The following is a 13332-nucleotide window of genomic DNA, read 5'->3' as shown; positions in this document are numbered from 1 at the left end:
GGCGCTGGCGCGCCGCCTCGTGCCCTCGCGCTGGCGCGCGAGTTGTGCACCATGTGGCCGCTGGCGCGGCCCAAAGTTCGGAAAAGTTACGGGACAACGGGTTTCGCACCGCTGACGCGGTGCGAAACCCGCGAAGTTCATAGTTTCTAGTTCCTTTAAGCAACTACCGTCGGACTGCGCCCTCCGAGAAAAACTTGCGATCGAGGCCTGGCGGCCCGAAACGTACTCGTATCCCTCGCCGCCCGCGGTAGTCAAGAACAACCATCCCCAACAACGGGGTGCCTCCTGTGCGATGTCCTTCCAGAAGACTTCTGCAGCCCCTCCCGGGCCACCTCCAAGGTTCGACTCCCGCAGCCGCGCTGTTCTTCCTCGTCCTGGCCGTCCTGAAAAGCAGCATCACCCCCACCGACACCGTGCACGCCCTAGACACCCTCGTGCAGGCCATGAGCACCGCCGTCAAGCACACTGAAACGCCCAGGTCTCCTGTCACGCCGGCCGATTCCGCACACCTGGTCGGAAGACCGGGTTAGCTCCAGTTCGGGAACATCGGCGGCGTCGGCCAGCCCTCGGGACGGACGACATCAAGTGATTCCCTCAAGGTGCCCCGAAACATCTCGTCTGCCATGGAGTCGAGTCCGGACTCGACTTCCTTCTCGTCGGCAGCTAAAATCTTGAGACCAATAGGTCGACCGTCTAAGGTTACATCCAACCACCGGTACGCCGGCGTACCACCCTGGATGGCCAGTCCGTTTCCAAGAGGAACAGGATCAGAAACTCCCACCGCGCTCAAAGCAGCGAGGAGCGACTCGCGGGCAGCTTCCTGTACATCTCCAGAAGGACTAGTTGTCCCCGTGTGCTGGAAAGCGCTCAAGCCAACTCCTGCCTCTCTACGCCAAGGTTCAACTTCGACCGGTACCACCCGAAACCCCGCTCTCCTCGCTGCTCGCACAGCTTCATCGAACATCCCGCTCGGGACCGCATAGTCGAAGTTGATGGTTCCTCTCGGCGCCCACGCCGCGAGCTCCTGGAGAGACAAAATGTCAAGCCTGATACCTCTCACGTTGGCCGCATACTCGCGCGCCGCGGACGTCACCCCGACCGTCGTCACCAGAAGCCCGATGTCCGCGCCCACATCTTCGACGAGACTGACGAAAGTGCCGACGGCGTTAACGTCCAACTTCTTCGAGTAGCGTTTGCAGTCCACAACCATCGTCGCGGCGCCGGATCCAAACAGCGAGCCGGTAACCAAGACGTCGATCTGACGACTCCTGCCGCTGAGCCTTCCCGGTAGGTGGCGGTTTCTTGCTACGATGACAGAGTCCCCGCCAAGATAGGCCAACACGTCCGCCACACCGTTCTCGTACTCGGTGTCGAGAGCATCCGCAGTCATCCCGTCATGATGCCTCAGCACCATCACCATCGGTCTCTCGTTGAGATCGCTCATGTCGACCTACACAAGCTGGCAGGCAACTGTCACTGGCCAGGCCGGACGGCGCTGCGAGCCTGCCCAACGACTACATCCATCTTCGTGTCTGAGCCAGCACCTATCGAGAACTGGTGACTTCCAGCGCCGGTGCTACCACTAGGCCTCCAGCAGACGACGACACGCTCGAGGCAATCCCCTTCACCGTCTTGGCCCACCGAGCGCAGCAGACCCCCCTGGGGATCCCTGGACACAACCCACCCGAGCTGCCTCTGGTCCAGCTCGACCCCGAAGTCTTCGAGCGAGTGGTCACCGAAGTCGTGCACCGTCGCGCTCTGCACCACACCGTGCTCTTCTACGGCCGCCGAGGACAGAAGCAGTACGGCCTGGACATCGTGGAGTACGCCCGCACCGGGACAGTGGTGTACCAGGTCAAGCGCTTCCAGACCATCACCGCAACGCAACTACGCGCCGCCGTCGTCGAGTACGCCACTGCGCCTCGACCCCTCGGCCAGGACCACTTCACTCGCCGTTTTAACGCCAAGCGGTTCGTAGTGGTGACCTCCGCCGTCATCGACGACACCGCTGTCACTGACGAGCTCGCCGCTTTGAAGAAGGAGTACGCCGGAGACCTCGAAATCGACCTGTGGGGTCCACGCCACTTCAATGCGCTGCTACGCGACAGCCCCGGCTTCGTCACCGCGGTCTTCGGCCCGGCCTGGTCACTGGCCTTCTGCGGCACCACCGCACCCGCACCGCCTCCTGGGGCCCCTGACCCGCTGGGCCTGGTGGACGGACCGGTGCAAGCGCTGGGTCTGACCTCTCGAGTCCTCGACGCAGAGCAACTCACCGACACCGACCCGGCCACCGCCACAGCCCTCTACGCCTCCATCGCCGTACAGCTCAACGAAACCTTCCCCGGGCACGCCGCCCAGATGCGCCTGAAACAGGCCGACGCCGCGCGCGCCGCCGGAGACCGCGGCGCCGCCTTCGCGCTGCGCTTTCACCTCCTACTGGACCCGCTGCTACGCGGCGACGAGGTCTACCTACACGATGAGCGAGACCTGGGCGAGGAAGCAACGACACTGAGTGACCTGACCAGCGCGAAATGGACCGCTCTGTCTTCCGCCGCCTCCTGGCCCGAGCACAGCCTCAACCTGCCCATTCTGGCCGACGCGGTCACCCGTCTGACAGCCAGCCAAGATCCCGACGCCGCAGCGTTGTGCTGCCTCGCGCTAGAGCACGCCCTAGTCGACGGCCTGTTCGACTTCGTACCGGCTCGATCGTTCATGATCGCCCTTGATGAAGATTCTCCTGCTCACCTGCAAGCCCTCCGCACCGCGGCAACCACGGTGAGCACCAGAGACGTCATCGTCCGCACGCGCCTGCGCTGCGCCGTGGCCGACGCCAACCTGCTCATCACGTCGAGTGCTGAGGAAGTCGAGACGGCCTACCGCGAGGTCCTCGAAGACGCCACCGATGAACGCCTCCATCCCGCCGGCGGTCTGGTGCACTCCCGAGCCGCCTACGCCTTTGCTACCCACGGGGATCTCTCCCGGGCCGAGCGGATGTGGCGGCGAGCGGTGATCCACAGCAGCCGCGACGGCTTCTACGGCGATGCGCGCAACGCCCTGCGGGCCCTGAGAACCGCTTACAGCGATGCTCGCCAGCTCCTCGACCTAGACGTCACCACTCTCACGCAAGCGATGCCGAACCGCCGTCAACTGCTCGAAGGACGCCCCGATCCCGCAGCAGGAGCCTTTGAGTCCGCCCAGCTGGGCAAGCTGCCCGAGGCCCGAGGAGCGTGCCGGCGCTGGCAGCGGCAGGCCCGCCTGTCCGGCCACCTCAACCAGGAGCGCCTCGCGCGACGTCAGCACGGGCGGGTCCTGCTCGCCGCCGACGAACCGCACGCCGCTGTGGAGTGCTTCGTCACTGGCGGTGACGTCAAGCAGGCGGCCGCCACAGCAATGGAACTACCCCGGCGCAGCCCCACCTGGATTTGGACGACGTCGCAGCAACAGCACCAACGGGCCGCGGCCATCGCCGTGGCGCGTACTCAGACCGCGTTGATCCCCGACGCTGAAGTTCCCGCGTACGCATTGAGCCTGCTGACCCTGACAGCGGACCTGTGGAACGCCCCCCTCATGGTGCCCAACGCGGCCCGGGAAGCCTTGACCATGCTCGCGGACCTCGGCGAACGCATTCCCGCTGAAGCCGTCGACAACATCCTCGCCGTGATCTCCCCAGGATTGCAGCAGGACACCGTCTTGGGACGTGAGATCGCCCGACTCCTGCTCAACACCTACTTCGCGGTCCGCGAGCGCCGTACTGACCTCAGCAAGGCCATCTCCGCCCTGCTGCACCAGGACACTCCCCCACCCAGAATCTGGGCGCAGCTGAAGAGCCTGCCCGCACCGGCCCGCGAACCGCTGCTGGCCGTCGTCTTCGCTCTGGCCGATCAGGGCAATCCCCACGCGATTGCGACCCTGGCCGTCTGGGGTGACGACCACGACGACGTCCAGCTCACCGCTCGGCGGGCGGCCGCGACGCTGCTACGCCGTCGCGTCGACCACGACCGTGACCACTTCCCCGTCGGTAACCAAGAAGTGCAGGTCGCCGAACTCGTCCTCGGTCTCCTCGACGCTGAGCATGAGCATGCTGTCGGTCCCGAACAGCTCACCGTCGAGCTGTGTCCACCCATCGGCAGCGTCTTCCTCCATGTTGGTGGCCGCGACGAAGACACCGTCATTGCAAGCGACGTCCACGACACCGACACCATCAACGACATCGAAACGACCGTGCCTGGGCCCGGAGCGGGAATCGACAAGGCCGCAGAAGAGACTCTTCTCGACGATGCGGGTCAGCGAGCCGCCGGCGCCCGTGAGGTCCTTCTGGTCGACGTCACCGACAAGTTTCTCGCCCTCGTCGAAGACGGTAAGGACATCGCCGAGTCTCGCCAGCAGTCCCTGCAGGCGCTACGCAAACTACTGTCACGTTTGCCGGCCGACGCTGCCTCCTCCTACGCTCGCCGCCTCATTGACCTACACGAGCAGCCGAGGCTGTCCCTTCACGACGTGTGGCGCCGCAACACAGACACCAAACTCAGCCGATTCCGCGTCGGTGGTACCGACGCCTTCCCCCACATCGCGCTCCTCGCCGCCGCTGAGGCGTTCCACCGGGCTGCCACCAGCGGCGATGACAGCCTTCCCGGCTTCGCTGAGGAGGAGAACACTGACGAGGAGAACTTCGTCGACCGCCTCATAGCGAATGCGCTTCCGCTGCTGACCATCGCCACAAACACCGACCACGACGCCGCCCCCATCGCTGCCATGGCCATCGCGCAGGTCGCCTCAGCGGCACCACACCTGACTCACCACGCAAGTGCTCTGCTGATGCACCCGACGCCCTCGGTCCGGGCCTGCGGCGCCCGCCACGCCCCGCTTCGACAGCAGGTCCTCCTCCAGCTCGCGAACGATCCCGAACCACTGGTGCGCCAAGCCGTCGCCCTGCGCGGTGCCGACCTACCGCAGACGGTACGTGCGCAGCTGACCCGCGACCCCGACGCCGATGTACGTCGCGCCGCCCGCGACGCAGACTGAGCGCACACCCGCACGATGCTGGCATGAGCACTCCATGCGACCTGGCGACTCTTTTGGGGAGTGCTCGAGCCCAGCAGTTTAGCCCCGATCCGGGTACGCCCTATCCGCCTGCAGCAGAGCGCTCTTTGGTCGACTCCAGGCACGTTGAGGCGCAGCGAGCTTCCTGCCTGGCCCCCCTTCGCCCTGAGGCTCAGATATGGACCGGAACAGCCGATCATGAAGGCGTTCCTTGTCCGACCACAACTGGCCGGTCCCTCTGCCCAGGCTCCAGCGCTAGGCCGTATACAGATCACTAGGAGGAGCTATGAGCAATCCGCGGTCGCGGCCAACACCCGACGTGTTCGTCAACCTGCGAGACGCCGTCATCCGAAGCTCGCGCAACTACCACCGCCTGGAGCAGCTCGGGCGCTCCACAACGACCGGGAGGCCTAGCTTCACGTTGCATGAAGAGACCATCACTGACTTGATCATCGGCGAGATGGCCGGGCGCGTGTACGACGTCGCGGCTGCCTGCCCCACCTGCGCAGACGACACAGCCCTCACCGTCGAACCAGATACACGTACATGCCCTGAGTGGGAGGGCGTACCTGCCGGTGAGTCCGTTCTGCGCATCCGGCCCCTGACCAAGGCACAGGAGGGCGGCAACCGCAAGCAATCGGGAGTCCACAGCGACTTCATCCTGATGTTCGAGAACTCAGCCGTCACCGACGACGAGGACCAGGTCTCGCAGGTTCGCCTAATGGTTCAGGCCAAGCGCATCACGCCCACCACGAAATTCCTCACGGGTCAACGGGAACGCACTCAATACGACTGTTTGATCGCCGCAGCCACAGCGCTAGACGCAGTGCCCTACTACGCACTCTACGTACAACAAGACGATGCTCACAGCAGTACCCGGACCGCCTGCACGACCCTTGCCAAGGCGGCGGACGTGGCCATTGTCCTGGTCGCTGCACACGCCGACACAGCGCGCCGTCTGCCCGGTAAACAAGGAGTCGAGGTTATTGCTCAAGGTCGTCCCTTCCCATGCCTGGCGGGTTGCCGGTGCTCTGGAACCAGCCGAGGGAGCCGCGACACCTGGGAGACCAGCCTCGCCTTTATTCAGCGCGACTTCCCGACGTACCAACCTTCAACCCGCCGTCCAGAACTACCCAGCGGCCTCCCCCGCGTGACCGTCGATGATGCGCGGGTGCGTCCCTGCCCCGCACCGCGTGAACCTCGGCATCGAAGCGTACAAAGCCCACGCAGCTCGTCCTCCGTCGAACTCACCCCGGGTGACATTCTCGTCGTCCGCCTGGGTAAACAGCGTCCCAGTAACGACGATCGGGAGTGGATCGGCTGGGGACCGAACATGACACCAAAACAGATCATGGAGGCTACCCGCCGATATTGGCGACTGGACCTCGAGCGCGCAAGCCGGATGCGTTTCGCCGTCGCTACCAGCAGTACAGCGGTCGTGGGCGTCTACTCCATCGTCCCCGACAGCCTCGAAGCAACAGGACCTCGAGGGCTGCGGCGCGTGGAGATGCAACTCGCTGACGTGGTGGATTCTGACCTACGGAAGGGACTCGCAGACCAGGCTGTGCAGGCTGTCGCGCGTCTGCCGCGAGGAGCCCGCACTCCTTTCACCTACGCCTAACAAAGCCCCGCCGCCCGTCCCAGCCTAGATCCAAGGCTGGGACGGCACTAGCCATCCCGCAAGCCACAGTGAAATCAGTGGTCAGCCATCCGAGCACCCGGGGGTAGACCCGCGCCTTCCATCGGGCCTTCAAACTCAACCGGCAAGTGATATTGAACGATGATCGCCAGTAGCACGAGGAGCACATCATGCAGATGCACCCTGTCGTTTCGGACAACGTGGACGCTGTTGGCTACGACGCAAATAGCCGCGTCCTGCGGGTACGGTTCCACTCCGGCGGCACGTACGACTACGCCGACGTTGACGACGCCCTGTTTCAGCAAATGCTCCAGCCGCACCCCTGGCACCGACTGCACCAAGACGTCGAACGGCACGACTACACCCGCCTCTGACGTGCAATACAGGACCACTGCCCCCCCCCCCCCGATGCGGCGGGAGAAGACGTCCTTGATGGCGCAGAGGTAGAACTTGTCCTCTGCGGTCCAATGTTCGGTGATGTCGTTCAGCCATAAATTGTTGGGCCGGGTGGCGGTTAACTTCTGCCGTACCAGGTCGTCATGGACCGGCGGTCCGGGCCGCTTCCCGCTTTTGCTGCGGCGTTTGGCGAACACGCTCTACCACCGGTTGTCCGAGCAGATCCGCCAAGCGGTCCGTGCCGCCATCGTCTGACCGTTCTCAGCGGCTTCTTCGTGCAGGTTGATGGCGCTCGGTGAAAATCCTCAGTGATGCTCACTGAAATTCCCCACCCGGAGGCGTCATCACTGTAGCGGTCGGCGGGTCCCCGTGGCAGTCCGGCGGAGGGTGTCCGAGGCGGCGTGGTGCCCGCGCAGGCGGTAGGAGTCGCCGTCAAGGTTGAGGACGACGGAGCGGTGCAGGAGCCGGTCGAGCATGGCCGCGGCGACGGTCGTATCGCCGAGGACCTCGCCCCAGGACGCGACCCCGCGGTTGGTGGTCAGGATGATCGAGGTTTTGGAGTAGCGCTGGCTGATGACCTGGAACAGGGCCGAGGCGGCCTCGGCCGGCAACGGGAGATACCCGAGTTCGTCGATCACGAGGAGAGTCGGTCCGGCGAAGAACCGCATGGTGTAGTTCCAGCGGCCTTCGATAGCGGCGCGGTGGCAGCGCGCGGCGAGGTCGGCGGCGGTGGTGAAGTAGGTCCGGTAACCGGCCTCGACGGCCTTGCGGGCGAGAGCGACGGCCAAGTGGGTCTTGCCGACGCCGGGTGGTCCGATCAGCAGGACGTTGGTGGCGGACTCGAGGTAGCGGCAGGTTGCGAGCTCCTGCAGCAGCAAGGGGTCGAGGCCGGCCGCAGCATCGAGGTCGAAGTTCTCCATCGTCGCCGGGGTCGGGAGGGAGGCGAACCGCAACCGCCCGGCGAGGCGTCGTGCTTCGGTGTCGGCGACTTCGAGGGCGAGGAGTTTCTCCAGCGTCGCGGTCATCGACAGTCCGTCGGCGACGGCTTGGTCAAGGACGGCGGGAAGGTGTTCGGCGGCGGCGTGCAGACACAGGGTGGCGAGGTGGGTGCGGAGTTGCTGGTAGAGGCTGGCCTGCGCCGCCGCGGTCGGCCGTGTGGTCAGTGTTGTGTCGGGGGTGGCGAGGTCATGGGTGGTCATCGCAGAGTGTTCCGTCCTGCCGCGATCGCGGCGTAGCGTTCGAGGTCGACAACTTCGGTGGTGCGCCCGGTGTCGTCGATGAGGGCCATCTGGCCAGGGACATGCTCGACTGGCCCGCCTAAAGAGTTGCTGCGATGCAGTGCGTTGCGTTGCAACTCCTGCGCGGCCGCCACTGCAGTCGCGCCGGGTGGAACTCGACGCTTGTGTCGGTGCGGCAGGCCCGTCTCAGTCCCGGCGGCGGTCATCGCGGCTGCGTTCAACGCGCTGACGTGGTGATCGTCGCGGACCGTCGCGCCAGTCCCGGCGGCGACGATCCGATGCCGGGCCACGACCGCGGCCGGTGAACTCGCCGGGGCGATCTGGAGGTGCTGCCCGCCGTGGACGACGGTGACCAGGACGGCGGCGCGGGCCAGTTCGGGTGGGACGGAGTAGAAGTTCCCGCCATAGGACACCAACGCCTGCGCCGACGCCGTCCGCTGGACCGTCGTCGTCACCGGATACGGTGACGGCAACGGCCGCAACGGCTCCGCTGCGCCAAGTTCGCCGACGGTGGTGCGACGGTGGGTTCCGTCGGGTTCGAGGATCACCCGTAGACGGGCGTCGCCCTTGGCGGCGCACCAGACGTCGAGTCGGGCCTGGGCTTGTTCGACGGTGATCGGCTTCGACCCGTCCCCACTGTCGATCGTGTCGGGAAGGGACCGCCAGAAGCGTTGCGTGGCGGCGTGGTTGGCCTTCTCGACGACGCCCTTGCGGTTGCCGCGCCGGGGTGGGCAGAGTTCCACGGTGACGGCGTAGTGCTTGGCGAGACCCGCGAACGTCGCCGTTACCCGTCCACTACCCGGCGCGGCGACGGTCGACATCCGGTCGAAACGCCAGGACCGCGTCAAACCTCCGAGGCGCTCACAGACGGCGTGCAACCCGACGGCGAGATGAGCCTGTTCCTCGGACTCCATGAGGACCCCACGCCAGCGTCCAGAGTGTGAGGACGCCCCGACCAGCAGGTGCGCGTGCTTGCCCCATCCCCAGTGCGCGGGCGGGTCGGGCAACTCGACCCAGTCGAACTGGGTCTCCGCGCCGGGCGGGTGGTCGATGATGGCGACGGGACGGTCTTTCAGGCTCCGGCACTGCGCGCATCGTGGTCGTAGGCCGCGGTCGCGGATCTGACGGGTCAGGGTGGAGTAGGCCCCGGCCCAGCCGAGTGGTTCGAGTTCGTCGGACAGGGCCGAGGCCCACAGGTGAGGGTCTTCGCTCAGGCGGGCGCGGGTGTAGTCGACGAAGGGCTCGAAGGTGTCGGGGATGGTCTTGGCGCGGACGCCGGCGGTGCGGGTGCCGGTGAGGTGGGCGCGGATGGTCTTGCGGTCTCGGCCGAGGTGGCGGGCGATCGCGGAGATCGTCATGCCTTGGGCGGCGAGTGCGTGAGCGTCGATGTCTTCCTCCCGTGTCAGCATCTGCTGCAGGAGCCCCTTCGGTAGCCGGCGTGTGGTCAGAGACCGCCAGCTTCGGAGGGGCTCCGCCTGGTTCTGCGGAGCCACACGGGTGGGGAATTTTAGTGAGCAGGTCTGGGGACTTTCACGTGAGCGTCATCAAGGTAGCGGTAGCGGAACTCAGGGTCGTCGCGGTGGGCGTCGCGGTGGGGCGTCGAACAACACGTCGGCGCGGTAGGCCTGCTCCAGCTCCGCGTCGGTGACCGGGTGGGCGAGCCATCGGTAGTAGACCTGGGGAGCGATGTTCAGCACCCGGTACGCGACCGCGACGGGGATCCCGTCGCCGGCCAGCTCGCGCACGAGCGGGCGGACCTTTTCCCGAGCCACGTCCTGAGCCGCCGGGCAGGTTGGCCTGGGGCAGGTAGGCCGCGGCGCGGCGCAGGACTTCGTTCTCCCGCTCCAACAGCTTGATCCGGCGACGGGCCTCGCGCAGCTCAGTGTTGTCGGTGGTGCTGGTCCCTGGGCGGGCCCCGGCGTCGATGTCGGCTTGGCGCATCCACTTCAACAGCGTCATGACGTGGACGCCGAAGTCGGCAGCGACCTGCTCCAGGGTCACACCGGGATCGCGGTTCCGGGCGACCCGGACGACGTCGTCTCGGTACTCGCGGGGACAGCAACATCCTTCCAGGCCCGCTCGGGAGCAAGCCAGCTTGATTGTCAGTGAGGCTTTGTCAGTAACGGCCAGCCGCTACTGACAAGGCCTCACTGTCTCAGCGTAGGCAGCGGGACCGAGCAGCGCACCGGCCAGCGGGCCGGTCTCGGTGCGCTGCTCGAGTGACGTACGGCCCCGGAGCCACCCGGACGGCTCAGCAGCGCCTCAAGGCGCCGGGGGCGGCTGTCGAGGCTGCCGCCGTCATGGCCCGCTCCCAGCACCACCCTCGCCGCGCCGTCCACCGGGCCGCCCGCCAGCAGGAGGGGCGAGCGGGCACGCCTCGATCCCCCACTATTTGCTCAGGAGATGTAAATCTGCTTGAGCGCAGTGACCTTGCCGTTCTTCGCGGTGATGATCCACGGCCAGGAAGTACCCCACTCTCCGATGGCAGGCAAGGTCGCAGGGCCGTCTCTGCCGGGCTCGTTGAGTGCCTTGAGGTCGGCGGCTGCGATGGTCACTGCCTCCTTGCTGAGGTCTGGGTAGTAGGTGATGGACGCGTCCGCCGGGACCGTGGCCGTGCGCAGCTTCGGGTTGGTGTTGCGGAAGTAGAAGTCGTTGCACCACGCCCCATCGCCGGGGTCCATGTTGTCTTGAAGGCACGCCTGAAGTGCGTCAGCACCGTTGAACCAGCTCACCTGGTCATAGGTAATGTCCTGTCCCTTGACCGATGTGATGAAGGCGTGGGTTTGCCCGTCCGCAAGCGCCTCGTTGTTGGCGGCCCCTGTCGGTGCGGGCAGGATGCCATCGGAGCGCTGGTACTGCTCCACACCGTCGGGAGCAGCGTCCAGTTGCAAAGTCATGTCTTGCGCGGTGGGCTCCTTGTCGAAGAGGAGGACCGCGGTCAGCGGCTTCGAGTGACCTTCCTTGGCCGCGACCGGGTGCCACGAGGTGGCCTGGTTGAGGTCGGCTGCGGTGGCGGAAGAACCTTCGTCGTAGACGCCGACCCAGGGCGCTCCACCTGCCTGCGGACGGTAGAGGGGGTCGGCGTTCAGCAGGGTCAAACCTACGGCCGGGCGCACGCGCAGGTAGTAGGGACCTCGGTCGTTGGGGTCACCGGTGGCCAGGTCGACCTTGAGCATCCACTTGCCCTCAGGTGTCTGGGTGGCGGGGTAGTGCGGGTCGATCATGGCGCGGTGAGGGGCGATGGAGACATCTCCGGGGGCGCACGGGATGTAGCAGGTGACTTCGGCGACAGAGGAGACGACGGAAGTGAACTTGCGGGCGGGGGCGAAGAAGAAGGAGCCGTTGCCCCCATGGGGGTGGACGGTGTCAGGGTTCGGGGGCACACCGGTGACTCCGGGAAGGTAGACCGGTGGCAGGTAGGGCCAGTAGGTGTCGCCGATTGAGTAGTCGGTGCCGTTGAAGTGCACTGGGTCGACCTTGGTGCGCTGGACCAGGTCGCGACGGTCGAGGGCTTTGCTGCGCGCGTCGTAGTAGAAGACCGGCGCTTTAGAGCGGACCAAGGGGCGGGTCAGGGCTGCGTGGTCGCCGGTAGTGGCCCCTGGGGTCTGCTCGGCTGCTGCGCACCAGTCGACGGCGGTAGCCGCCTCGCCAGTGTCCCAGCCCAGGCAGACGGTTTGCTTGGAGCCGTCGAGGATTTGTGGTGCGCCGTCGGACCAGCAGTTGGGAAGACCACAGCTCAACGAGTTCGCCAAGTCGCGGGCGGTGGTTCCGGCAATGTGCGTGTCGTCGGCGAACCAGGTCCAATGCGCGTGCACACACTCTGGACATCCGGCGGTACCACCGCCGTACTTGGACGGAGCGACGCCGGGGGTGATGCCGGGTAGCTCTACTCCTTGGCGGGCGGTCTGGTGAATGTTCTCCCAGTGCCCTCCGACGCCTTCGTTGAGGATCTTCGTGGCTCCCGCCTGCCGCAACTGGCCCTTGTTGCCCAGCTCGGCGACGTGCAAGCCGTCGTCGGTTCCACCTACTGTGGGTGCGTCGCGGATCAGGTCCAAGCTGCTGTAGGCCGGACCGGACGCCGGGGCGGCAATGCGCGAACCTTCGTCTGGGTTGAGGCGGAATCGCTCGACAATGTCGACGGCGACCTTCTCGTTGATCCCAGCGAAGTCATCATCGGGGATGGCCCAGCTCACGGTCGGCCAGAAACGGATGCACTGCGCCGTCACGGTCGGTTCGCACTCGGTGTCCAGGTGAGGGTCAAACCGGTAGGACTGCCCGATAAGGACCGTCAGCTCCTGCGGGGTGTGCTCATTGACGATGACCCGGTAGGTGGCGCTGACGCCGATGGCCTGATCAGCGGCCTTGTCAGCCGAGCGGCACTCGGCCTCGCCTTCCAGGCTGACGCGCGGCAGGTTCGGGCCTGATGCTGGTGCAGGTGTCAGGTGCACGGTGTGCACCTGACCCTGCCTGTCGGTGATGCGGACGTAGGGCACGTCGATGGCGTCTGCCAGCAGCCGGGGTCCGTACCGCAGCTTCGTCAGCGCTAGCCCGGCGTCCGCGGTGACCACGGGGGCGTAGTCCCAACCGTCCGGCTGGTCCAAGGCTGCCTCCGCGTCGGCCGCGGCGCTCGGCCTGCACACGACGCGGCCCTTGACGTCGCCTGCTGTGCTGATGGCCATCTTCGAGCCGTTGCCCGCAGTGCCGTCCGCCCCGGCAGAAGCGAGCGCCGGGGGCGAGCTGTGGCCTCCCGGCAGGTGAGCGCGCACCCAGGAGAACGGGTTGACTGCTGCGGCCATCGAGGCGGTCGCGACTGCTACGACTGCGACGAGGGCCACGATTACGGCGGCGGCAGGCCCGCGCCTGCGCCCTCGACGACCGCGACGCAAGCGCGCCATGGGACCTCCCGCAGTGCACAGCGGGCATTTGGGCCCGTCCCGATCCGGCGCTGATCGCGCTTTGGTGAACAGATACCAGATGGCGGCGCGGCGCACCATGGTCTGCGCCGTCGGGACTTACTGA

At 66.2% G+C, this 13332-nt stretch carries 9 protein-coding genes and 1 pseudogene; 3 read left to right on the top strand and 7 right to left on the bottom strand.

All coding sequences use genetic code 11. From position 1 onward, the window contains the following. Positions 1-526: 526 nt before the first annotated feature. A complete protein-coding gene (locus tag OG218_RS26440) occupies positions 527-1444 on the bottom strand; it encodes a restriction endonuclease (protein WP_328296199.1) in 918 nt (305 codons plus the stop codon). A gap of 113 nt (positions 1445-1557) precedes the next feature. Here OG218_RS26440 and OG218_RS26435 point away from each other — a divergent pair, with 113 nt between their 5' ends. Next, positions 1558-5022, top strand: a complete 3465-nt coding sequence (locus tag OG218_RS26435; RefSeq protein ID WP_328296198.1) for a hypothetical protein — start codon at positions 1558-1560, stop codon at positions 5020-5022. A 304-nt stretch (positions 5023-5326) separates the two neighbouring features. Continuing rightward, complete coding sequence (locus tag OG218_RS26430; RefSeq protein WP_328296197.1) at positions 5327-6661, top strand: hypothetical protein; 1335 nt, start codon at positions 5327-5329, stop codon at positions 6659-6661. A gap of 74 nt (positions 6662-6735) precedes the next feature. Here the strand turns inward: OG218_RS26430 and OG218_RS26765 are convergent, their stop codons facing one another. From OG218_RS26765 to OG218_RS26760, 5 genes and pseudogenes are all read right to left on the bottom strand, one after another. Further along, positions 6736-7272 carry a hypothetical protein gene (locus OG218_RS26765; protein ID WP_442906433.1) on the bottom strand — a complete coding sequence of 179 codons (537 nt, stop codon included), beginning with the start codon at positions 7270-7272 and terminating at the stop codon, positions 6736-6738. A 147-nt stretch (positions 7273-7419) separates the two neighbouring features. Then, positions 7420-8274, bottom strand: coding sequence for an IS21-like element helper ATPase IstB (istB, locus tag OG218_RS26420; RefSeq protein WP_328296196.1), 855 nt, complete (start codon positions 8272-8274; stop codon positions 7420-7422). Beyond that, positions 8271-9722, bottom strand: a complete 1452-nt coding sequence (locus OG218_RS26415) for a Mu transposase domain-containing protein (protein ID WP_328296195.1) — start codon at positions 9720-9722, stop codon at positions 8271-8273. The genes istB and OG218_RS26415 overlap by 4 nt, the downstream gene beginning before the upstream one ends. 156 nt (positions 9723-9878) lie before the next feature. Further along, positions 9879-10085: a hypothetical protein gene (locus OG218_RS26410; protein ID WP_328296194.1), complete on the bottom strand. Its 207-nt coding sequence runs from the start codon at positions 10083-10085 to the stop codon at positions 9879-9881. A 121-nt stretch (positions 10086-10206) separates the two neighbouring features. Next, a pseudogene (locus OG218_RS26760) lies at positions 10207-10314 on the bottom strand (transposase); the annotation flags it as partial. Here OG218_RS26760 and OG218_RS26405 point away from each other — a divergent pair. Then, positions 10276-10422: a hypothetical protein gene (locus tag OG218_RS26405; protein ID WP_328296193.1), complete on the top strand. Its 147-nt coding sequence runs from the start codon at positions 10276-10278 to the stop codon at positions 10420-10422. The pseudogene OG218_RS26760 and the gene OG218_RS26405 sit on opposite strands and share 39 nt — an antisense overlap. A gap of 287 nt (positions 10423-10709) precedes the next feature. Here OG218_RS26405 and OG218_RS26400 read toward each other — a convergent pair whose 3' ends face one another. Next, entirely contained in the window at positions 10710-13109 is a 2400-nt protein-coding gene (locus OG218_RS26400) for a hypothetical protein (RefSeq protein ID WP_328296192.1), read from the bottom strand. Positions 13110-13332: the final 223 nt, after the last annotated feature.

Source organism: Kineococcus sp. NBC_00420 (assembly GCF_036021035.1).
Lineage (GTDB): Bacteria > Actinomycetota > Actinomycetes > Actinomycetales > Kineococcaceae > Kineococcus.
This window is presented reverse-complemented; position numbering and strand designations above follow the sequence as displayed.

What these genes read in the sequence shown, in the direction of transcription:
- OG218_RS26440 (WP_328296199.1), bottom strand. Translation starts at nt 1,444, where the DNA reads ATGAGCGATCTCAACGAGAGACCGATGGTGATGGTGCTGAGGCATCAT.
- OG218_RS26400 (WP_328296192.1), bottom strand. Translation starts at nt 13,109, where the DNA reads ATGGCCGCAGCAGTCAACCCGTTCTCCTGGGTGCGCGCTCACCTGCCG.
- OG218_RS26415 (WP_328296195.1), bottom strand. Translation starts at nt 9,722, where the DNA reads ATGCTGACACGGGAGGAAGACATCGACGCTCACGCACTCGCCGCCCAA.
- OG218_RS26430 (WP_328296197.1), top strand. Translation starts at nt 5,327, where the DNA reads ATGAGCAATCCGCGGTCGCGGCCAACACCCGACGTGTTCGTCAACCTG.
- istB (WP_328296196.1), bottom strand. Translation starts at nt 8,274, where the DNA reads ATGACCACCCATGACCTCGCCACCCCCGACACAACACTGACCACACGG.